The sequence below is a fragment of the Pseudooceanicola sp. genome (assembly GCF_029213205.1).
GTDB lineage: Bacteria > Pseudomonadota > Alphaproteobacteria > Rhodobacterales > Rhodobacteraceae > Pseudooceanicola.
Window position 1 is genome coordinate 386,616 of record NZ_JARGNH010000001.1, and the last position, 20,811, is coordinate 407,426.

A 20,811-nucleotide genomic window follows, 5' to 3' on the forward strand; every position below is an offset into this window, starting at 1 on the left:
GAACGGCTTTGTGGCAAGGGTGTGCCGAGCGCTAGCTGCCTTCATAGCCAAGCGCGGACCGCTGCTCGGCCCAAACCGGCGTCATAGGATCGAGCAGCTCCGTCATGCCCACGGACGGTGGATTTCCGTCCAGGATCGCTTCGATGATGTCCGGTGCCAGCAAAGTGAGCCGCATGACGCGCGTCAGATATGATGGCGAGATCTTCTCGTACTCCGCCAATTCGGCGATCGTTCCCATATCGCCATCCTCAAGGATTTGGCGCCACCGATAGGCGCGGGCCACCGCCTTGATCAGCGTGTAGTCAGGGCTCCGATTGTTCGTACCGGGCGGAAGCTGCACCTCTTTCCGACCGCCGCGCTTGGCCACGCGGAATGGAATGGTGACGGTCACGGTATCTGGGATAGTGGGTTTCTTGCTCATGCAGCGGCATCCTTATCTTCCGGGCTTTGCAGCAGTTCTTGGGCCAACTCCGTGAGCCCATCGATACGCATCCGGACGCTGATGGCGTCGGTGCCAATGTCGACCCGCTTAACGGTCAGCGCGATGATACGTGTCTGCTCGGCCGGGAAGAGTTCATCCCAAAGCGGATCGAATTGCTGCAGAGCTATGCGCGCATCCTCGAGGGTGATGTCGCGACAATGGCTTTTCGCGGCGTCCCACGCACCGGCGATGATTTCGGGCTGGCGAAACACCGCACGGACCTGGTCGATCACGGCGGTCTCGATCTCACCGGCCGTGACGCGGCCAATCGGGCAGGATCCAGCGCCGTGCTTTAGGATCGACTGGCTGACATAGTAGCGATAAAGCTTGCCCCGCTTTCTCGTGTGGGTTGGTGAGAATGCCGCCCCATCGGGGCCGTAGATCAATCCCTTGAGCAGTGCTGGCGTCTCGGCGCGCGTATTCGCTGCCCGCTTATGTGGACTCTCCTGCAGGATGGTATGAACCTTGTCCCAGATAACGCGGTCAAGGATTGCCTCATGTTCCCCGGGATAGCTTTCGCCCTTGTGGACTGCTTCGCCGATATAGGCGCGGTTGTTCAGCAGCCGATAGAGGTACTTCTTATCGATCCGATTTCCATTTGGCGTTAAGAGCCCACGCTGATCGATTTGGTGCGCCAGTTCCGTCGCGGAGCCGATTTCCACGAAACGGCTGAAAATCCAACGAATATGCTCAGCCTTCTTCTCATCGACTATGAGCTTGCGATTTTCGACGCGGTAACCGTAGGGCGGCACGCCGCCCATCCAGATGCCCTTCTTGCGGCTGGCGGAAAACTTGTCACGGATGCGTTCCGCGGTCACTTCACGTTCGAATTGCGCAAAAGACAACAGGATGTTGAGGGTCAAGCGCCCCATGGACGTCGTCGTGTTGAACTGCTGGGTAACGGATACAAAGGTGACGCCGGTCCGGTCGAACACCTCAACCAGCTTTGCAAAGTCAGCCAGCGAGCGGCTGAGGCGGTCGATCTTGTAGACCACGACCACGTCAATCAAGCCGTCCTCGATGTCTTGCATCAGCGCTTTAAGGCCCGGCCGCTCCAGAGTGCCGCCGGACACACCGCCGTCATCATATTGGTCACGGAGCACCACCCAGCCTTCAGACCGCTGACTGGCGATGTAGGCCTCGCAGGCTTCGCGCTGGGCATGGAGCGAGTTGAATTCCTGCTCGAGCCCTTCCTCGCTGGATTTGCGGGTGTAGATGGCGCAGCGCAGTTTGCGCAGGATTGGTTGGTTCATGTCCGCCCCCGATAGTTCTTCAGGCCAAAGAAGACCCAGCCATTCCAGCGCGTGCCGGTGATGGCGCGGGCGATGGCGGACAGCGACTTGTACGGGCGCCCCTGCCATTCATACCCATCGACCGTCACCGTGACGAGATGCTCGACCCCCTGCCATTCGCGGAGCAGTCTTGTGCCCACGATCGGCTTGATATCGGCACGGATGCGACTTTTCAGGCGATCTCCGCCATCGAGCTCGTCGCCCAGCTTCGCCAGTCGTTTGAGGGTCTGGGGTTTCAGGCCACCATAGGTCAGTTCCTGAATGCGATAAGCCAGCCGGCTTTCCAGGTAACGCCGGTTGAAGGGCGGTGGCATAGTGCCGAACAACTCGCGCCATTGTTTGCGCAAGGCCGGCGTTGGCGTGGTTTTCAACGCGGCGATGCGCGCGGGAATTGGATCATGCTTATTCATGCGAGTTGCTTTCGAGTTTGAGTGGCAAGTCGGAACTGCGCTGTCTCAATGCGCCGGCGTTCATCTCCATCTTTTCGGATGGGTTTTTGCCGGTGGGCACATTGGGCCGAGCGAGGGCGAGCGCCAGCAAACTGCAAATCTCAGCCAGACGCTCTTGGGCAGTCATATGGTTGGGGTGTAGTGCGTTGGGCCGTTTCAATGGGTGGCGTAAGGCATCCCTGTGCAACGCCGGGTTCAAAGCGTTCATTTTGCTTCCTTTCTGCTTGGATCTGCATGAACGCTCTGGCGAGCTGAGTTGTGTAGCGAACTTTCTCCATAAATATCAATATTTTGCTGACTTTCGCTTTGATGCAGCCGGAAAAGGCTAAGAGCCAACAAGCTGCGAAGCTCGGTGCGGCGTTCCTCGACGGTCATGCGGTCAGGGTGCAAAGCATTAGGCCCGGAAATCGGGGAAATATGAGTGCGGCTCATTGGGGTGCCTTTCGATTTGACACCCATGAAAAATCGTCCGCAGATCATTTAATCAATGAAAAACAATGCACTAAGGAAGCCGTGCGCAAAGCTGCGGCGCTGGTCGGGTTTGCGTCGTTTCTCGTGATCAGTGTCGTGTCGGCCGTCTAACGATGGAATCGGTTTCCAATTTGAGCGTTGCTCGCCAAAGCGGCGTTTTGCTGAAAACACTGTCCTGCGTTCGAAATGATTTTTCAGGGCGCGTTTCCTGAAGCATGCCCGTCCAGACAAGGGGGCGCAGGACCTGCATATACAGGGCGCCCATGGTCTCGTCGTAGCGCGGTAGTGGTGACGGCTGCGGATCACCATACAACACCTGCCGCAACTCAGCGCCGGTCACACCTGCCTCCGCCTCAACATTGATGACGTTCAAAAACACGTCCCAGCTCCCTGGAAGGCGATTATCCGGCAGGCGTGACCAAGCGGCGTGGTCGATCTCAAAGAGATAGAATGGGGTGATTATTCCAAAGAGGCGCCCAGGCTGCGCTCCCAGTTCGGACCCAGCCTTGGTCAGCTTGAACTGTCCTTTGTAATGCCGACCCATTCTTAACGTCGTCAGAAGGAAATGAATATCGACGAGCGGCATGAAATCCTGCTCGTTCAGCACCTTATTGACAGCGAACAAGTCCGCCTCGCTGAGGCCAGGCCAGTCGAATTGCGATGCAGCCCAATGAACGAAAGTGCGCTTGAAGCCTTTTGAGGCAGTAAGGCCGATGGACCCGTGTTCCGAAAGATAGTCAAAGGTTTTCAGGAAGCCGCGTAAAAGCGGTGAGAAAGCCAGCGCTGGTTCGTCGTCAGATATGTGTCGAAATTCGATCATCATGCCCCTCTATATCAGCCATTCATCGAGTTTCGACCAGCGCCGTCGCCCCGACACATTCTTGATTGCGATCGCCACCGCCTTTTTCTGGCCAACCAAAACTACGAGTTTTTTGCCGCGCGTGACGCCGGTGTAGATCAGGTTACGCTGCAGCATGGCGTAATGCTGGGTCATCACTGGGATGACCACGACGGGGTATTCGGAGCCCTGGCTCTTGTGGATGGTCGCGGCGTAGGCGGGCACCAGCGTGTCTAGTTCGCCGAAGACAAACGTGACGGTGCGACCGTCAAAATCCACCGCGACCTCGCCCTCATCAAGATCGACATCTTCGATCATGCCTATGTCGCCGTTATAGACGTCTTTGTCGTAATCGTTCTCGATCTGCATGACCTTGTCACCAGAGGCAAAGGTCCAACCGAAACGCTCCACTTTTTTCTCTCCGGCAGGATTCAGCGCGGCCTGCAGTTCTATGTTGAGGGAACGCGCGCCCACACCACCACGGTTCATAGGGCAGAGAACCTGGACATCCTTGATTGGATCGAACCCGAATTTGCGTGGGATGCGTTTGGCGACGAGTTCCACAATGCGCGGCACAGCTTGTTCCGGATCGGCGGCCGGCACAAAATAGAAATCTGCATCGCCATCAGGGGGAGCCAGATCAGGCAGCCGGCCGGCGTTGATCGCGTGTGCGGTTGTGATGATCTGGCTCTTTGCGGCTTGCCTGAACACCTCTGTCAAGCGGACCACTGGAACAGCACCGGACTCGATAATGTCGGCCAGGACTTGACCGGGACCGACGGAGGGCAGTTGGTCAATGTCGCCCACAATCAAGAGCGCTGCATGGCTTGGAACGGCTTTCATCAACGATTGCATGAGCAACACGTCGACCATGGAGCTTTCATCGACGACGAGCAGGTCGCACTCGAGCGGGTTTTCAAGGTCACGCTTGAACCCGAACGCCTTGGGGTCGAACTCAAGAAGTCGGTGGATAGTCTTTGCCTCCATGCCCGTGGCCTCCGTCATCCGCTTGGCTGCACGGCCAGTAGGGGCGCAGAGCAACAGTTTTACGTGCTTCGCCGCGAGGATGCGCAAGATCGAGTTCACGATCGTGGTCTTGCCCACGCCTGGCCCGCCCGTGATCACCATGACCTTCGACTTCAGTGCCAGCCGGACGGCCTCTGCTTGGCTTTCAGCAAGGGAAAGTCCTGTTTTCTGTTCGATCCATGGAAGCGCCTTGTCGGCATCGATATCTGGCCACGGTAGGCTGCCCGCGCAGATACGCTTTAGCTGCTCCGCAATGCCGCGCTCTGCCAGATAGAGGCCGGTCAGGAAAATGCAGTCCACGTCACCAACACAATCGGCTGTCACAGTTTCCTCAGCAAGTTCCTCGGCGAGCGCGCTTTCGATCAAAGGCGCCGGGACCTCGAGCAGTTTGCCCGCGAGGCCGATCAAGTCTGCGCGAGGGAGGCCACAATGCCCATCGCCCATGGCCTCCGTCAACGCGAAGGAAATTCCCGCCCGGACCCGGATCATCGCCGTCTTCTCGATCCCAAGTTTCTCTGCGATCAAATCCGCCGTCCGAAACCCGATCCCTCGAATGTCTTTAGCGAGGCGGTAAGGGTTCTCGCTCATCACCTGGACGGCATCTGTGCCGTAGGTCTTGAAGATGCGCACTGCACGTGCGGTTCCCACGCCATGTTCGTGCAGGAACACCATTATTTCGCGGATCACCTTTTGGTCTGCCCATCCGGCGGTGATTTTGTCGGCGCGTTTCGGGCCGATACCCTCCACTTCACGAAGGCGTTCTGGCTCAGCTTCGATGATGTCGAAGACGTCCTTCCCGAAAATTTTCACGAGGCGCTTGGCGTAGACGGGTCCAATGCCGCGGATCATGCCGGAGCCGAGGTATTTCTCAATGCCGTCCAGAGTGGACGGTGCATGCGTTTTCAGGAAGTGTGCCTTGAACTGAAGGCCGTGGTTGCGATCATTGATCCAGGTGCCGGAGGCCGTGACCCACTCACCGGCAGAAATCATTGCTGCATGCCCCACAGTCGTGACGAGATCACGATGGCCACGCGCTTTGACGCGCAGAACGCAGAACCCGCTCTCCGTACTGTGGAAGGTTACGCGTTCCACCAGGCCAGCAAGGACCTCAGTCGTGCCCGCCCCATCGTTCACTCAACAGCCTTGATTGGCGATGTCCGTTTGCGCGCCGTATTGGCCATTGCTTCATCGAATTTTGAGCGAGGAAGATTGACCAATGCAAACCGCTTTTTCTGCCAGGGGCGGTCTTCATCCAGCGCCTCGATCACGAGTTCCACGTTTTGTTCATTGATGAAGATTTCGACAGTGAGATCGGCATCTTCGAAATCGACTTCGTGTCGTCGGCCATTGTTTCCGCGAATGATGACATGGGTCATGTTCACACCTCCCGAGCGAACCAGCGAATCCGTCCAATGATATCAACCTCATCAGCGGTGCGTTCATACTCAGGGTAATGCTTGTTGTCGGAGATGACACGCACTGCCGGCGGGTCGCTGTTCGGCACGTGTTGTAGGCGCTTGGCGACGAGCCCCATGCCGTCATCGAGCACAAAGATGCCGGGAGGATTGGGAGAGCGCCTTGTCATGTCGACCAGAACCGTGTCGCCATCGAATAATGTCGGCTCCATGCTGTCGCCTTCGACGGTCATTATGCGCAACTGGGATGGCGAGGCTTTCAGCCCCTGTTTGATCCAGGACCTCCGGAAGTGGTAGGCGCGGCCTGGGGCTTCGTGCTCATCTAAGACCACAGCGCCTCCGCCCATGGACGGTCGGACGCCAGCATGTGCGATGGCGACGAAGCTGTCGTCAGGGTTTTCGATGAAAGGGGACGCGCCTTCCACGCTTCCAATCCCATGAATGAGCCAGTCCAGCTCTACCTTCAGCACCCGGGAGACTTCCGCGAGACGGTCCAGCCCTGGGCGCGTCGAGCGCCCGCGCAGTATGTCATAGACAAAGGACCGGTTCACACCGGCCATTTCAGCAACATGCGCGGGGCTGAGCCCTAGCTGGTTCGCGCGAGCCTGCAGGCGATCCGCAAGCGTGTGGTGTTCGGTCATGTTATCCCCAGACGGATGTGGATTAGATAGGATAAGATTGGATTGATCCGACTTCGTCAAGGGGGTAGAACAAATTTAGAACATTTGGCGAGGGGAATCGGAGGAAAGATGGAAATTGAAAAAGCATATTTTGCACTCTCCGAGATCCTTGAACGCTGGTCGATTGCAGAAGATGACCTGATCTATCTTGCGGAAAACGACGAGGTGCGCCTCTCCATACGTGTGTTTGGGCTGCCGCTGGAGTTTGGTGATTTCGAAGAGGACGTGGACGGGCGACCATTCCGCATCCCGACAGATCGCTTGTCGTTCAGCGGTGTTGTGGACCTGCATGCGCGTGATGTCTTTCAGCTGTTTCGGTGTGGCGAGGCGCACATAGTAGAGTTCCGGTCTGTTCAGTCCGACTATGCGTCACTCTGGGGCTCTGTCGATGCCGTCTATGTTGTGATCGGCGACCTTTTGATGCGGCGTGATGAGCGCGATCGCTATGAAATCATGAAGGGATTCTCTACAGGTGGCCGCCTGGAGGAGCCGACATTCATCGTATCGCGCGACTATTCTGAGGTGCGCTGCAATGGCCACCGGTTTCAGCTTGGTCCCATTCAGGCCGCCGTCGTTCGTTCCCTACATCGAGCGGCTCAAGCCGGGCAGCCTTGGCAGAATGGCAAGAACATTCTGTCAGAAGCGCGCTCGCGAAGCCTGCGGATGTCGGATGTCTTCAAGTCGAAGGATAACTGGCGTGAGTTGATTCGCTCTGATCGTCGAGGCAACTACAGGCTCAACATCGAATGATTCGATCTTCGGCCCCTCACGGTGGGGGATCGGAAGGGGATATGCTGGGGGATAGAGGGGTATGGTCATCCCCCTCTTTGCATTTTGGGCGTTGAATTTAAGGGATCCGTCATCCCCTTTCACATCCCCCATCGATCCTGACGACATCCCACAGATCAATTTTGCATCTTGGCTCCAAGAACTGAACTGGAGACCACGATGCACGATAAGATTTGCTTCACGCAAAAGGAGCTCGCCCGACGTTGGACGTTGTCTCATCGCACACTTGAGAGGTGGCGGTGGGAGGGCAAGGGACCTGCCTTCATGAAAATCGGGGGGCGCGTCGTCTATCGGCTGGAAGACATCCTCAATCATGAGAAAGAGCAACTGCAGCTGAGTAACTGCATCCGCACCCCGAGGGTGTCGTGATGTCTGTGGCTGTCTCTGAAATCACGCTGATGGCGTGGGTTGACGTCGCCGAGCCTGGCGCGCGCCTCGTCTATCACCGCGGCTTTCTGGTGGTCGATACGACGCCCAATGTCTCGACGCTCGGGAAACCCGCGATCGAGGATCTGCGTGCCACGGCAAACGCAGCGTACCGGCTTTCTGAGCTCGGCCGCATACACCTTGTTCAGGAACGCCTTGGCCCGGACCGGTTCGCCTATCTCGCCATCGCTCGCCCGCACAAGGGCACCGTTCCATCCGCTTCAGTGAAGCAGCTGGCGGCAGCTGCCTGACCCATCCCCCGAAAAGGAGCCCCTATGACTTATCCCGAAAACACCCCGAGCGTGAACGACATGCTCAATATGGCGACTGGCGATCTGGCGCAGATGCCGGCCGAGTTGCTGGCCGCGCTTCAAGGCGAGCTTGATCACGCGAGCAAACAGTTGAAGGCCGCGACAGCTCGGTTCAGCGCCGCTCTTGAGGTGCGCTACGCCACCCGCGCTGCCGAGGCGCGTCGGGCCTGCGGTAAGGATACCGGCACGGTGCGCCTCGCTGATGGCGATTACACGGTGGTGGCAGACCTGCCGAAGCGCGTCGACTGGGACCAGGAAAAGCTTGCGCAGATCGCCCGGAACATTGCTGACAGCGGCGACGACCCGGCCGAGTTCATCGACACCAAGCTGTCTGTCTCGGAGCGCAAGTATGGGGCGCTGCCTGAGGCCTGGCGCAAGGGCTTCGAGCCTGCGCGCACGGTGAAAGTGGGCGCGCTGAAGGTCTCTCTGGAGCCAGCGGAGGCGCGGAAATGACCGCGCTCGCCCCAATCCCCTTGGCCGGTGAGAACCTTCCCGGCTTGATTGATCGTGCCGCCACGATGTTGGCCAGCGCCAAGACAGCGGCGGAAGTGCTCGAGGCCCGTGAAGCCGCCGGTTTGGCCTATGATGTGGCCAAACGGGCCGCGCGGCTCAAAAACGCAAAAGCCGCCCATGATGATCTCGTCGCTGCTGCCCACCGCGCGCAGGCTGACGCCCTCGAAATTGAAGCAGCTGCCAAGCGGCGTCTCGCCGACGAGTATGATGCGGCGCAGGAGCGTGGTGACGTCGCCGGACATGGCGGCGGTCGGAATTTCAAGGTTGGTGACCCCAACGTTGAAACGCAGTCCGGTGGCCCAAATCGTGTTGGCGGCGACAACGCGATCGTCACCACGGCCGATCTCGGTCTGCGCCGCGACCAAGTTCACGATGCGCGCCTGATCCGCGACGCCGAATCTGCCGACCCTGGCTTGGTGCGCCGCACCCTGGATGAACGCCTCGAACGTGGCGAGGAACCAACGCGTTCTGCGGTGCGCCGCGCGGCAGAGGATCGGCTGCAGCGCTCTCTCGATCGGCTGCAGCGCATCCAGGAAAGCGTCCGTCGCCTCGAGAAAGATCGCCCACCACCCCTGACGCCGGAAATGCGGGCGCGCCAGATCGCGGTGTTTGGGACGCAAGAGGATCGCGCGATCTGCGGTCGGATCGAAGAGATCATTGAGCGCATCGATGAGCAGCCAAGCCCCGCCGAAGCGGTGCGCCGTGTTCCACCCGCGTCTCGCCATGCCGTTGATACCGTGCCGATCCGGCGCGCGGCGGCCTGGCTCACCGACTTTAGCACCCTTTACGAACAGGAGGTCCAGAATGGGACATATGCGACTGAATGATGTTGTCGCCGAGATTGTTGGCGAGGTGATCGCGGGTCGCGCGATCAACAAGCGGCAGGCAGCGGTCAACCGTTGGGACGATATCGATGCAGATGGCCAGTATCTCGCTGGCATCGATGGCGTTGTCACGAGGATCGACACAAGGGCTCGCCGCCTGAAACTCCGGGCTGAGCAAGCGGCGGCACCAGAACAGACGGAATTACCGTTTTCGCTGCCCGCGGCCGTTGCCATGGATCTCGAGGGCACGACGCTGGTCTCGACACGCCAGTTGACGCGCGCCGAATTTGTTCGGGCCATCGAGATCCGCCACCAGCAGATCGCCAACGATAGCGCGGCATTGCGCGAATGGCGTGAAGCATTGCGTCAGGCCGATCAGTTCTGGGCTGAAAACACGACATGGCGCTTTGGCGACTGTCTCGATGCAATCCTGACCCATAACGGGTTGTCCGGTCCTGACGGTGAGGTGCTGTCATGATTGGCACGCTCCCCATCATCACCGCCGATCAGCGCATGGCGGAATCCCGTGGCATCAAAGGCGTCATTTTCGGACCCTCTGGCATTGGGAAAACCAGCCTGCTCTGGACGCTCCGGAACTCAACCACCTTGTTCTTTGATCTCGAAGCCGGTGATCTGGCCATCGAGGGGCTTGCGGTGGATGCGATCCGGCCGCGCACCTGGACGGAATGCCGGGATTTCGCGGTTTTCATCGGCGGGCCGAACCCGGCACTGCGCGACGATCAGGTGTACAGCGCCGCGCATTATGCGGCCGTTTGCAAGAAGTTCGGCGACCCTGCGGCGCTCGATCAATACGACACGGTGTTCGTCGACTCGATCACTGTCGCTGGTCGGCTCTGTTTTCAATGGTGCAAGGGACAGCCCGAGGCGCATTCAGAAAAAACCGGCAAGCCCGATGTGCGCGGGGCCTATGGCCTGCATGGCCGTGAGATGATCGCCTGGCTGACCCACCTGCAGCACACCCGCGGCAAGAACATCTGGTTCGTAGGCATCCTTGATCAGAAGCTCGACGACTTCAATCGCAAGGTCTTCGTGCCGCAGATCGATGGCAGCAAGACCGGGCTCGAACTGCCGGGGATCGTCGATCAGGTCATCACCATGGCCGAGATCAAGGGCGACGGTGATCAGCTGCAACGCGGCTTTGTTTGTCAAACTCTGAACCCTTGGGGCTACCCGGCCAAGGACCGCTCGGGTCGTCTCGATCTAATCGAACCGCCGCATCTGGGTCAGCTGATGGACAAGATCCGCGGGCCCCTCGTGCCTGCCGAACGCCGGCTGACCTACCAGTCACCTCAGCTTCCGAAGCCGTCCCCTGCGACGGCTGACACACCCAACGTTTCCTCAAACTGAAAGGACCCGAGCCATGTCTCTCTGGAACGATTTCAACGACGCGCAGTCAAATTCCAACGTCATCCCCAAAGGCACGCTGGCCAAGGTGCGCCTGACGATCCGTCCGGGCGGGTTTGATGACCCTGCCCAGGGCTGGACGGGCGGCTATGCCAAACGCGGCAATACTGGCGCCGTCTACCTCGATGCCGAATACACCGTCCTCGTCGGACAATACGCCAAGCGCAAGATTTGGTCGATGATCGGGCTCTACAGCCCCAATGGTCCCAACTGGGCCAATATGGGGCGCAGCCTGGTGCGTGGCATCCTGAACTCCGCAAGGGGACTTTCCGACAAGGACAAATCCCCTGAAGCACAGGCTCGGCGCCGGATCAACGGCTTTGCCGATCTGGACGGGCTGGAATTTGTCGCGCGGATCGATGTCGGCACGGACACCAACGGAGATGAGAAAAACGAAATCCGCAGCGCCGTGACGCCCGATCATCGGGATTATGCGCAAGTCATGGGGGCCGCAGCTCCATCTTATGCCGCGCCTCATCCCCAGCAGGGTCATGCTCCGTCGACGCCGAACTATAGTGCGCCCACGCATCAGGCCCAGCCACAGCAGCCGCAACACGCACCGGCGCCCGGGTTTACCGGCCGCCCGAGCTGGGCTGAGTGAGGCTAAACCCATGCGTTTGCGTCCCCGCCAGAAACTCTTCGTCGAGCGCAGCCTTGCTGCGCTCGCCACCCGAGCCAACACGCTCGGCATCGCCCCAACCGGGGCAGGCAAAACGATTATGCTTTCGGCGGTCGCGGGCGAAAGCATCCGCGACACTGACGCCAAGGCCTGCGTACTCGCCCATCGCGACGAGTTGACGACGCAGAACCGCGAGAAGTTTGGCCGAGTGAACCCAGCGATCACAACCTCGGTTCTGGATGCCACAACCAAGTCCTGGGGCGGTCAGGTCACCTTCGCCATGGTCCCGACGCTGACGCGCGAGGGCAACCTTGCCGCCATGCCTAAACTGGACCTTCTGGTCGTGGATGAGGCCCACCACGCGGTGGCCGACAGTTATCGCCGCATCATTGACCATGTGCGCGACGCCAACCCTGATGCCTGGATCTTCGGTGTGACGGCCACACCGAACCGGGGCGACAAGAAGGGGCTGCGGGCGGTCTTCGACAATGTCGCCGACCAGGTTCGGCTGGGCGAGTTGATCGCCTCGGGTCACCTGGTGCCACCGCGGACCTTTGTTATCGACGTGGGCGTGCAGGACAAGCTCAAGGCCGTGCGCAAGAGCGTGTCGGACTTCGACATGGCGGAAGTGGCCGAGATCATGGACCGCGCGCCGATCACTGATGAGGTGATCCGCCATTGGCAAGAAAAGGCGGCCGGCCGCCCGACAGTCGTGTTCTGCTCCACCGTGGCGCATGCGGCGCATGTGGCTGAGGCCTTCAATGCGGCCGGCATCCCGACGGGGCTGATCCACGGCGATCTGCCCGGCGAGGAACGGCGTAACATTCTGGCGGCCTTCGCCTCAGGCGAAATCCGGGTCATCACAAACGTGGCCGTGCTCACGGAAGGATGGGATCATCCGCCCACCTCCTGCGTCGTGCTGCTGCGCCCCAGTTCCTACAAATCAACCATGATCCAGATGGTGGGCCGGGGCCTACGCACGGTCGATCCGGCCGAGTTCCCGGGTGTGGTCAAAACCGACTGTATCGTTTTGGATTTTGGCACCTCGAGCCTGACCCATGGCACGCTGGAGCAGGATGTCGATCTCGACGGCACTTCCGGCACCGGTGAAGCCCCGACAAAAACCTGCCCCGCATGCGCGGCGGAAATCCCGCTTGCCTGCCAGGAGTGTCCAATTTGCGGGGAAGTGCTGGTCGACGAAGAGGATGAAGCTGAAACCCACGAGAGCCCGCTCGGTGGGGCATTGTCCGGATTTGTCATGACGGAAATCGACCTCCTGAAGCGTTCGAGCTTCGAATGGGTCGATCTCTTTGGGTCGGAGGATGCGCTGATGGCAACGGGCTTCACGGCCTGGGGCGGCATCTTCTGGATGGAGGGGCTTTGGTATGCCGTTGGCGGCGGTAAGGGCGAGCCGCCCCAGCTCCTCGGTGTCGGGGAACGCGCCATCTGTCTCGCCCAGGCCGATGACTGGCTCAACGATCACGAGACCGACGAAAGTGCCTTCAAGACGCGCGGTTGGCTGAACCAGCCCGCCACCGAAAAGCAGCTGCAGTACCTCACGCCCGCGGCGCGAAGCGATTTCGGCCTCACCCGCTACAAGGCCTCGGCGCTCATGACCTTCGGTTTCAACAAGCGGGCGATCCGGCAGTTGATCCTGAGTGCGGGTCCCACCGCACGGGAGGCGGCGTGATCCATGTCGCATCATCCACGCCCGCGCCCCCGCTGGCTGCTGATTGCACGGATCGCCAGCGTCTTTGGCATCCGCGGTTTCAGCCCTGCGCGATCTGCCTGCGCCCGGCACAGGGGTTCGGCTTCTTCGATCCCAACAAGCGGCGCCCACGGGACTACCGCTGGTTCTGCTCGATGCCCTGCCAAGGGCTTTACGCAACTCGTTTCAAGAAAGGACGGATCATGATCGGCATGACCGAGGAAGAGCGGCTCGCGATCGCTCTGGTGATGAAGCGCCTCGGCCAGACCATGGAGGATATTGGCTGGCAAAAACGCCTTTGTGATCTGTCTGAGACCGATGTGAGCGCCCTGATCGAGAACATCCTCGAGGGCTACGGTGCAGAAATGTCGCGCATCGCCAAGTCGCAGGAGGTGCCGTTTTGACCCTCGACTTCAATCACAAACCCAGCTTCGCAGAACGCGTGAACGACGCCGTCGATAGCGCCCTCATCGCTGAAAACGCCACTCGGACACCACGTGACTATCTTGGCGGATCCCGCCTTGGCCATGCCTGTGAACGGGCCCTGCAGTTCGAGTTCACGGCCACGCCGAAGGACGATGGCCAGGATTTTTCAGGCCAGGTTCTGCGCATTTTCGCCATTGGTCACGAGTTGGAGGAGCTTGCCATCCGCTGGCTGCGCGGTGCGGGGTTCGATCTCTACACCCAAAAGGGCAACCGACCCGATGGCGGCCAGTTCGGGTTCGAAGTCGCGGGCGGTCGCATACGGGGCCATGTCGATGGCATAATCGCCGCTGGCCCCGAGGGCTTTGGTCTCGCCGTTCCTGCTCTCTGGGAATGCAAGACGATGAACGCCAAGAACTGGCGTGCCTGCGTCAAGGACGGTGTTGCGAAATCAAAGCCCGTCTACGCCGCCCAGATCGCCGTCTATCAGGCCTATATGGAGGCGCAGGTGCCGGGGATTTCCGCGAACCCGGCCGTGTTCACCGCGATCAACAAAGATACGGCTGAGCTTTACCACGAGCTTGTGCCCTTCGATGCCGAGCTGGCGCAGCGCATGTCCGATCGCGGGGTGCGCATCCTGCGCGCCACGGATGCGGGCGAGTTGCTGCCCCGCGTCGCCGCCAATCGCGACTTCTTCGAATGCCGGTTCTGCTCCTGGGCTGAGCGCTGTTGGGGCCTGCCGACATGACGGACGCCCCGAAGGACCCGCCCAAAAACGACGACACAGCGAAGGATGCCGCAATGGCTCACGATCATGATGACCGCCCAGAGACGCCGGAGCCATCGAAGGAAAACCTTATCCATTTCAACCCATGGCGGGATTTCAATGACGCGACGCCCATGGAGGATGTGTTTGGCGACGAGCCAGATCCAGAACAGATCGGCCAGTTCATGGAGGTGGTCTTTGGCTATTGCGACGGGCTGATCCCGGTCCGGAGCTTCATCGACAAGGGCCAGGGCATCGATGGCCGCCCCCATAACATCTGGATCAAGGCCAGCGGTGCTGTCACCGAAAAGATGGCGACCTTTGCCAATTGGGCCTCGCGCGAGGGCGCCGCGGTCTATGTGATCCCTGGCACTGTTGCCACCAGCGGCCAGGCCAAGGCGGCCGACATCCTGCAAATGCAGACTGTGGTGGTCGACATCGACACAGGTGATATCGCCGCCAAGCGTGCCCACCTGGAGCGACACCTCGGCCCGCCGACAATGGTCGTGGAAAGCGGTGGCATCACGCCAGAGGGCCAGCGCAAGGCCCATGTCTGGTGGAAACTCACGGAGCCCGCCGAAGGCAGTGACATTGCGCGCGTGACGCGCCTGCGGGGCGATATTGCCGCCAAGGTCGGGGGCGACATGCATTTCCGCTCCGCCCACCAGCCGATCCGGGTGGCAGGCTCGGTCTATTACAAAAACAGCCTGAAGACCCAGGTTCAGATCGTGGAGTTAAACGCTGACCGCGAGCGCGATCTGGCCGAGTTCATCGAGGCCGTGGCCGACATGCCACCCGCCCCGGGCGTGAATCTCGCGCCGGACTTCACCACGCCGGACAAACCACGTACCGATGAGGTGCTGGTCACGCCGGTGCGCGAGGGCGGTCAGGATGACTGGTCGCGCTTCGAGGGCGCCTCAGCCGCCATCGGTTACTTCATTCGCATGGTGCACGACGGCCGCCTCTCGAAGGATGAGGGTTGGGAGGCGATCTGCGGCTACAACGCGGCGATGCTGCGCCCCCAGTGGCCGGTGGAACGGCTCAAGCGCGAGTCCGAACGCCTCTGGGCCCTCCATGTCGAAAAGCATGGCCCTCCTGTCATCAGGCTCGACAGCGCAGCACCTGCCCCTGACGAAATGCCCACCTTCACCCTTGGCGCGCTCTTGGATGACACGAGCCCCATGCCGGCGGATATCATCGCGCCGCGCGTACTGACGCCTGGCGGGCTCTTGGTGCTGGGCGGCGCACCCAAGGTGGGCAAGAGTGACCTGCTGATCTCCTGGCTCGTGCACATGGCCGCTGGCCAGCCCTTCCTCGGCTTCACGCCGCCGCGGGCGCTGCGCATCTTCTATCTGCAGGCGGAGATCCAGTATCATTACCTGCGCGAGCGGATGAAGCAGATCAGCCTGCCACCGAAGGTTCTGGCCGGCGCGCGAGACAATCTGGTGGCAACACCAAAGCTGAATCTTCTGCTCGATGCTGAGGGCAGTGTCCGTGTGGCCGATGCTATTCGCCGGTCCTTTTTAGATGCGCCGGTTGACATCATTTGCATCGACCCGATCCGGAACCTCTTTGATGGCGGTCCCGAGGGCGGTGGCGAAAACGACAACAGCGCAATGATGTTTTTCCTGAAGGACCGGGTCGAGGTTCTGCGCGATCACATCAATCCGGACTGCGGTGTCATTCTCGCTCACCACACGAAGAAGCTCAGCAAACAGCAGGTGAAAGACGACCCGTTTCTGGCGCTCTCCGGCGCCAGCGCCCTGCGTGGGTTCTACACCTCCGGCTTGATCTTGCACCGCCCCGACGAGGAAAGCCCTCAGCGCAAGCTGGAGATTGAACTGCGCAATGGTCCGGCCTTGGCCGCCAAACTGATCGACAAGGTCAAGGGCGAATGGGTTGAGATCAACCCGATGAACGAGCGGCTTGTGCGGGCTGAGATGGGCGCGAGGCAAGATGCTGAACGCGACCGAAAGCGCGACGTCATCCTGGCAATTCTCTTGGCCGAAGCCGCCAATGGCAACCTTTATACTTCGACCCAGTTTCGCGAAAAATTTGAGAACCAGCTCGGGCTTGGTAGCCAGTCGACTATTCGTGACCGGATCAATGTGCTGACCACGAAAGGGTACATCCGTTTCGTGCGTGACGGCACGCCCTTTGGCCACCCAATCGTGCGCTCACGGTTCGGGTATCTCTGCGTCGAGGGCATGATTTTCGGCGGCGAGGATCGCGTCGATCCAGACACGGGCGAAGTTCTTTCGGGGACGAAACCGGTCCTGCCAAGCCACTACAAATCGCCGTCAAACGGCATCTGTCTCGAGGTCGATGACCCCGCAGAATGGCCAATCACGGAGGATGAAAATGACTGATTTTTTCACCCCTGCGCGTTGTTCGTCCTCAGGACAAACATGTTCGACCTCCGACGTTGTTCGTCCTGAAGTCAATAAAATCAATGGCTTGACTGAGGTCGAGGACAAACATGTCTGTCCTCTTGTTCGACCTCTGTTTGTCCTGAAAATGAAAGCAATTGCAATGAGTTACCTGAAAATGAGGACGAACAATGGAAGCCTATATATTATATATAGGGAGGCGGACCTGTCCGTCCCGCCTCCCTATACCAAGATAATATCCGCGCGTAGCTCTCGACTGTGGTCATTTCCGAAGCCGATCGGAGGTGCCCAATGACGATCACACAACGGGTCGTGCATACAATCGACTTCGACGTGGTTCCAATGCCGGGCACTGCACTCCTGCACGAAGGGCAACGCTATGTGGTGACCGGGTCCGACCTGCACCGCCGCAAGGATGGTGAGCTCGTCCCAATCATTTACTGGCAAAGCCACTGCGCGGAATGCGGCGCACCGTTCGAATGTTGGAGCGGCATGCGGTCTGGCACACTGAACCGCCGGTGCCGCCTGCACCACGCGCCGGGCAAGGCTGTCACTGCAGCCGGCAAGAAGCACGCTTCCAATCACCTGCGCAAATACGGCACGCGCCGGAAACGCTGACAGACCATCCGACGACGGCGGCCCGCACCGCCAAGCACATGACCACCGTCGTCTTCCACCCGAGCAGCCCACCAGAAAAGGAGACCACCCATGGCTGACCTGACTCTCGCCAGCGCCAATCCCGGCGCAACCCCGAAAATGCCGTTACCGGGAGAACCGAACCAAACGATCCTCGCCCTCGATCTGGGCACCACGACCGGCTGGGCCATCCGAGGCTTCGACGGACTGATCACAAGCGGCACCGTCAGCTTCAAGCCGGGCCGATACGACGGCGGCGGCATGCGCTACCTGCGGTTCACCAACTGGCTGACCGAGATCGATCGCCTGTCGGGTCCGATTGAGGCGATCTACTTCGAAGAGGTCCGTCGCCATGCCGGAACCGATGCGGCACACGTCTTTGGCGGCCTCATGGCCAGCTTGACCAGCTGGGCTGAGTTGCGGGGCATCCCGTATCAGGGTGTCCCGGTAGGCACGATCAAGAAACACGCAACCGGAAAGGGTAACGCGCCGAAACAGGCGATGATTGACGCTGCTCGGGCGCGTGGCTTCAACCCGACCGACGACAACGAGGCTGATGCCATCGCCATCCTGCATTGGGCAATTGAAACGAATGGAGGTTTGGCATGATCGATTTCAATGCAGAATGGCGCGTAATTCCAGAATGGCCGGAATATGAAGTCTCCGAGGATGGCTATGTTCGGCGCAGGCTTGCAGGAAAGGGTACGCGCGCTGGTCGCCCGCTCAAGCCATGGAAAAACTCACAGAACCAGTATCAGTACGTTCAGCTGTGGCGAAAAAATCGAAAGAAGAGCATTCCAGTTCATCGACTTGTCGCAATGGCATTTCTCGGAAATCCACCCACGAAACGTCACGTGGTTGCCCATTGTGACGGCAGTCGTGGCGGCAACCACCCATGGAACCTGCGATGGGCGACGCAGCGCGAGAACATGGCTGATACGGTCCAGCATGGCACGCACAATCGTGGCTCAAGGAATGGGCAGTCAAAGCTCGATGAAGTCTGCGTGCTCGCAATTCGACGAATGCACGTCATGGGGATCCCACGGCGTGAAGCAGCTACCGGTTTCGGTGTATCCCGCCAAACCGTTGATGACATCATCAACGGCAAGCGATGGGGGCATTTCCAATGACCGGCATGCGGTTTACCCCCAAAAGTTTCGGCGGCCATCGCCGTGACCCAGAACAGGTCAAGCGCGATGGGTGGCATGACCAGCACATGCTTGCAGTCTCGCTTGACGATCATCGACTGACTTGGCCAGAACGCGAACTGGTTCGCCAGCTGGGCGAGAAGCTTTATGGCAAGCTGCCAGCCGTGAGGGAGGTGCGCCATGGCCGATGAATGGACACGGGCGATGGTGGCCGACCGGCTGGACCTCGCGGCAGACGTCATGCGGTCCATGCCGCCTGTTCGACCGCAGGGCTATGTCAGCGCTTGGCCGGAATACGTCTCAACCTTCGCCGATCAAGTCGAGCAAGAACCGCGGATGAAAAAGCCGCTCCCATCGCCACGGATGATCACGCAGGCCGACGAGGCGATGCTCTGGTTGCGGTGGGTCGACAAGGACATCGGCCAGATCCTCTGGGCGCGCGCTAACCGCGACGCCTGGAAGAAAATCAGCTGGCACCATGGCATCAGCCGGTCAGCTGCCAACCGGCGGCACGAGTATGGGCTGGCCGTGATCGTCTGGAGGCTCAACGGCCGGACCGTGCCGCGCAAGCGATCCATGGAGTTCGTGATTGAGCAGACGGTGTGACGCTGGGCGCCGTGCTGGGCTGGCGCGGCGCCTGACCTTGCATCCATCGCTCAAATTTCGTATATACCGACGTATTCACGAGGAGGCCTGTCATGTTCGAAACCCGCATCCGCAAAGTCGGCAACTCAGCCGTGGTTACGCTGTCGGCTGAGATGCTGGCAGCGCTTGATGCCCGCGAAGGGGACACAGTCTACCTAGTGCGTGGCGACGATGGCAGCCTGAAGATCACGCTGCAGAACCCTGAGTTGGCCGCAGCTCTCGCTGCAGCGCAAATCGTCATGGACGAAAACCGTGACATGCTGCAGGCGCTTGCGTGAGCGAGCCGGTATGGGTGCCGTTGCAGGCGGTTCTGATCATCCATGATCGCCAAATCGCGCGCCACGGTGGTGCGTCAGGCATGCGCGACATCCAGCTTCTCGAGGCCGCGATGGAGCGTCCCCGCAACAAGGCGGTCTATGGCGAGCCGAGCCTTGAGGAAATTGCCGCGGCTTATGCGTTTGGGATTGCGAAGGCGCATGCCTTTGTTGATGGCAACAAGAGGACAGCCTTTGTCACGTCCGCCACGTTTCTGCGTTTGAATGGCTTCGGCTTGCGCCCAGACCCGCTAGACGGCGTGAGGTCAATGGAGGACTTGGCCTCCGGCGTGATTTCCGAAGAAACCTTCGCAGCTTGGCTTTCGAAGTTGATGATCCCTGTCGCCGGTTGAACTTCGGTATACCTGTCAACCCCTTTCGGTCCAGCGGGACATTTTTCAGCGGGACATCGGAAGGCGAGACATCCACCGAGCGAGAGGCTAAATAACGGATATACTCGGTGTCGTGTGCGTGGGAGGCAGGGTCCGTGAATGTCATCATCCGCGACCTCGATCAGACCCGAATCCACTTCGAAGCCGCTGTCGCCCGACTGGGTGAACAGGCAGCGACACGGGCCTTCAATCGTGCGCTGAACAGCGAGGGTAACAAGGTCCGCACCCAGGTGCGGCGCGCCCTTCGGCAACAAACAGGCGCGAAGGCCGCGCTCATCAACCGCGAGACACGCTCGATCCGATCGACGTTCTCTAACCTGACCTACACGATCGAGGCCCGCGGCGACTATCTGGGCCTGTCGCATTTCAGCCCACGGCAGTTTGCCTACGGTGTGCGCGCCAAGCCCTGGGGGCGGTGGCAACGGTTCGACAGCGCCTTCCTCGTTGGCTCGCTTGCCAACAACGCCTTCGTTCGAGAGGGGAGCGACCGGCTGCCGATAAGGAAAATGTTCGGCCCAGCCATCCCGAAAGAGATGGTGCAGGACGCAACACGCGACGCATTTGAGGCCGCGCAACCCGATGTGCTGGCCGAGGCGACGCGCCAAATTGAGCAGCTTTTGGACGTGTGACGGCCGAGCGGGACAAAAAAGTCGAGTCTTTGCAATGGCAACAAGAAAAGAAAACAGCGGGACATTTATTTGTTGGACCGCGAGTCTTGGCCGCGATAAAACACTTGCAAGGGCCAAATCAGCGTGCTGACAGGCCACGGCAGAGACAGGCAGGGGACCCCTTGGGTCCCTTCCTGGAGAAAGTTCGATGCGGGGCCGCCG

The 20,811-nt window shown here is 60.0% G+C and carries 29 protein-coding genes; 20 read left to right on the top strand and 9 right to left on the bottom strand.

Features of this window, described 5'->3' with window-relative positions:
• Positions 1–31: 31 nt before the first annotated feature.
• The 9 genes from P1U48_RS01925 to P1U48_RS01965 all read right to left on the bottom strand — a co-directional run bounded on the left by P1U48_RS01925 (position 32) and on the right by P1U48_RS01965 (position 6,613).
• Positions 32–421, bottom strand: a complete 390-nt coding sequence (locus P1U48_RS01925; RefSeq protein ID WP_301066611.1) for a hypothetical protein — start codon at positions 419–421, stop codon at positions 32–34.
• Positions 418–1,734, bottom strand: coding sequence for a recombinase family protein (locus P1U48_RS01930; RefSeq protein ID WP_301066613.1), 1,317 nt, complete (start codon positions 1,732–1,734; stop codon positions 418–420). Before P1U48_RS01930 ends, P1U48_RS01925 begins: the two co-directional genes overlap by 4 nt.
• The gene (locus tag P1U48_RS01935; protein WP_301066615.1) at positions 1,731–2,183 is read right to left on the bottom strand and encodes a DUF2924 domain-containing protein; all 453 of its coding nucleotides are present in this window, start codon (positions 2,181–2,183) and stop codon (positions 1,731–1,733) included. The genes P1U48_RS01930 and P1U48_RS01935 overlap by 4 nt, the downstream gene beginning before the upstream one ends.
• Positions 2,176–2,430, bottom strand: a complete 255-nt coding sequence (locus P1U48_RS01940) for a hypothetical protein (RefSeq protein ID WP_301066617.1) — start codon at positions 2,428–2,430, stop codon at positions 2,176–2,178. The genes P1U48_RS01935 and P1U48_RS01940 overlap by 8 nt, the downstream gene beginning before the upstream one ends.
• Positions 2,427–2,654, bottom strand: coding sequence for a hypothetical protein (locus P1U48_RS01945; protein ID WP_301066620.1), 228 nt, complete (start codon positions 2,652–2,654; stop codon positions 2,427–2,429). The genes P1U48_RS01940 and P1U48_RS01945 overlap by 4 nt, the downstream gene beginning before the upstream one ends.
• Positions 2,655–2,781: 127 nt before the next feature.
• Positions 2,782–3,516, bottom strand: a complete 735-nt coding sequence (locus P1U48_RS01950) for a hypothetical protein (protein ID WP_366142855.1) — start codon at positions 3,514–3,516, stop codon at positions 2,782–2,784.
• Positions 3,517–3,522: 6 nt separating this feature from the next.
• The gene (locus P1U48_RS01955; protein WP_301066622.1) at positions 3,523–5,691 is read right to left on the bottom strand and encodes an ATP-dependent RecD-like DNA helicase; all 2,169 of its coding nucleotides are present in this window, start codon (positions 5,689–5,691) and stop codon (positions 3,523–3,525) included.
• Entirely contained in the window at positions 5,688–5,933 is a 246-nt protein-coding gene (locus tag P1U48_RS01960; RefSeq protein ID WP_301066624.1) for a hypothetical protein, read from the bottom strand. Before P1U48_RS01960 ends, P1U48_RS01955 begins: the two co-directional genes overlap by 4 nt.
• A 2-nt stretch (positions 5,934–5,935) precedes the next feature.
• Complete coding sequence (locus P1U48_RS01965; RefSeq protein WP_301066626.1) at positions 5,936–6,613, bottom strand: S24 family peptidase; 678 nt, start codon at positions 6,611–6,613, stop codon at positions 5,936–5,938.
• 108 nt (positions 6,614–6,721) lie between these two features.
• Between P1U48_RS01965 and P1U48_RS01970 the strand changes: the two genes are divergently transcribed.
• The 20 genes from P1U48_RS01970 (at position 6,722) to P1U48_RS02065 (ending at position 20,610) form a co-directional block, all read left to right on the top strand.
• Complete coding sequence (locus P1U48_RS01970; RefSeq protein WP_301066629.1) at positions 6,722–7,402, top strand: hypothetical protein; 681 nt, start codon at positions 6,722–6,724, stop codon at positions 7,400–7,402.
• A gap of 198 nt (positions 7,403–7,600) precedes the next feature.
• Entirely contained in the window at positions 7,601–7,810 is a 210-nt protein-coding gene (locus tag P1U48_RS01975) for a helix-turn-helix domain-containing protein (protein ID WP_138016188.1), read from the top strand.
• Positions 7,810–8,118, top strand: coding sequence for a hypothetical protein (locus P1U48_RS01980; RefSeq protein WP_301066636.1), 309 nt, complete (start codon positions 7,810–7,812; stop codon positions 8,116–8,118). Before P1U48_RS01975 ends, P1U48_RS01980 begins: the two co-directional genes overlap by 1 nt.
• A gap of 24 nt (positions 8,119–8,142) precedes the next feature.
• A complete protein-coding gene (locus P1U48_RS01985; RefSeq protein ID WP_301066638.1) occupies positions 8,143–8,631 on the top strand; it encodes a hypothetical protein in 489 nt (162 codons plus the stop codon).
• Entirely contained in the window at positions 8,628–9,518 is an 891-nt protein-coding gene (locus P1U48_RS01990) for a hypothetical protein (protein ID WP_301066641.1), read from the top strand. The genes P1U48_RS01985 and P1U48_RS01990 overlap by 4 nt, the downstream gene beginning before the upstream one ends.
• A gap of 25 nt (positions 9,519–9,543) precedes the next feature.
• Positions 9,544–9,993 (top strand): hypothetical protein, encoded by a 450-nt coding sequence (locus P1U48_RS01995; RefSeq protein WP_301066643.1) that lies wholly within the window; start codon positions 9,544–9,546, stop codon positions 9,991–9,993.
• Complete coding sequence (locus P1U48_RS02000) at positions 9,990–10,883, top strand: ATP-binding protein (RefSeq protein WP_301066645.1); 894 nt, start codon at positions 9,990–9,992, stop codon at positions 10,881–10,883. The genes P1U48_RS01995 and P1U48_RS02000 overlap by 4 nt, the downstream gene beginning before the upstream one ends.
• A gap of 13 nt (positions 10,884–10,896) precedes the next feature.
• Positions 10,897–11,541: a hypothetical protein gene (locus P1U48_RS02005; protein WP_301066647.1), complete on the top strand. Its 645-nt coding sequence runs from the start codon at positions 10,897–10,899 to the stop codon at positions 11,539–11,541.
• A 10-nt stretch (positions 11,542–11,551) separates the two neighbouring features.
• Positions 11,552–13,249 carry a DEAD/DEAH box helicase gene (locus P1U48_RS02010; protein ID WP_301066650.1) on the top strand — a complete coding sequence of 566 codons (1,698 nt, stop codon included), beginning with the start codon at positions 11,552–11,554 and terminating at the stop codon, positions 13,247–13,249.
• Positions 13,246–13,671 carry a DUF6511 domain-containing protein gene (locus tag P1U48_RS02015; protein WP_301066653.1) on the top strand — a complete coding sequence of 142 codons (426 nt, stop codon included), beginning with the start codon at positions 13,246–13,248 and terminating at the stop codon, positions 13,669–13,671. Before P1U48_RS02010 ends, P1U48_RS02015 begins: the two co-directional genes overlap by 4 nt.
• Complete coding sequence (locus P1U48_RS02020; RefSeq protein WP_301066655.1) at positions 13,668–14,438, top strand: hypothetical protein; 771 nt, start codon at positions 13,668–13,670, stop codon at positions 14,436–14,438. The genes P1U48_RS02015 and P1U48_RS02020 overlap by 4 nt, the downstream gene beginning before the upstream one ends.
• Positions 14,435–16,825, top strand: coding sequence for an AAA family ATPase (locus P1U48_RS02025; RefSeq protein ID WP_301066658.1), 2,391 nt, complete (start codon positions 14,435–14,437; stop codon positions 16,823–16,825). The genes P1U48_RS02020 and P1U48_RS02025 overlap by 4 nt, the downstream gene beginning before the upstream one ends.
• Positions 16,826–17,137: 312 nt before the next feature.
• The gene (locus P1U48_RS02030; RefSeq protein WP_301066660.1) at positions 17,138–17,464 is read left to right on the top strand and encodes a hypothetical protein; all 327 of its coding nucleotides are present in this window, start codon (positions 17,138–17,140) and stop codon (positions 17,462–17,464) included.
• A 138-nt stretch (positions 17,465–17,602) separates the two neighbouring features.
• The gene (locus tag P1U48_RS02035; protein WP_301066862.1) at positions 17,603–18,091 is read left to right on the top strand and encodes a hypothetical protein; all 489 of its coding nucleotides are present in this window, start codon (positions 17,603–17,605) and stop codon (positions 18,089–18,091) included.
• Entirely contained in the window at positions 18,088–18,612 is a 525-nt protein-coding gene (locus P1U48_RS02040) for an HNH endonuclease (RefSeq protein ID WP_301066663.1), read from the top strand. Before P1U48_RS02035 ends, P1U48_RS02040 begins: the two co-directional genes overlap by 4 nt.
• Before the next feature lie 5 nt (positions 18,613–18,617).
• Entirely contained in the window at positions 18,618–18,821 is a 204-nt protein-coding gene (locus tag P1U48_RS02045) for a hypothetical protein (RefSeq protein ID WP_301066864.1), read from the top strand.
• A complete protein-coding gene (locus P1U48_RS02050; RefSeq protein WP_271689713.1) occupies positions 18,811–19,236 on the top strand; it encodes a DUF6362 family protein in 426 nt (141 codons plus the stop codon). The genes P1U48_RS02045 and P1U48_RS02050 overlap by 11 nt, the downstream gene beginning before the upstream one ends.
• Positions 19,237–19,328: 92 nt before the next feature.
• Positions 19,329–19,553 (top strand): AbrB/MazE/SpoVT family DNA-binding domain-containing protein, encoded by a 225-nt coding sequence (locus P1U48_RS02055; RefSeq protein ID WP_093321644.1) that lies wholly within the window; start codon positions 19,329–19,331, stop codon positions 19,551–19,553.
• The gene (locus tag P1U48_RS02060; protein ID WP_301066673.1) at positions 19,550–19,942 is read left to right on the top strand and encodes a type II toxin-antitoxin system death-on-curing family toxin; all 393 of its coding nucleotides are present in this window, start codon (positions 19,550–19,552) and stop codon (positions 19,940–19,942) included. The genes P1U48_RS02055 and P1U48_RS02060 overlap by 4 nt, the downstream gene beginning before the upstream one ends.
• A gap of 134 nt (positions 19,943–20,076) precedes the next feature.
• The gene (locus P1U48_RS02065; RefSeq protein ID WP_301066675.1) at positions 20,077–20,610 is read left to right on the top strand and encodes a hypothetical protein; all 534 of its coding nucleotides are present in this window, start codon (positions 20,077–20,079) and stop codon (positions 20,608–20,610) included.
• Positions 20,611–20,811: the final 201 nt, after the last annotated feature.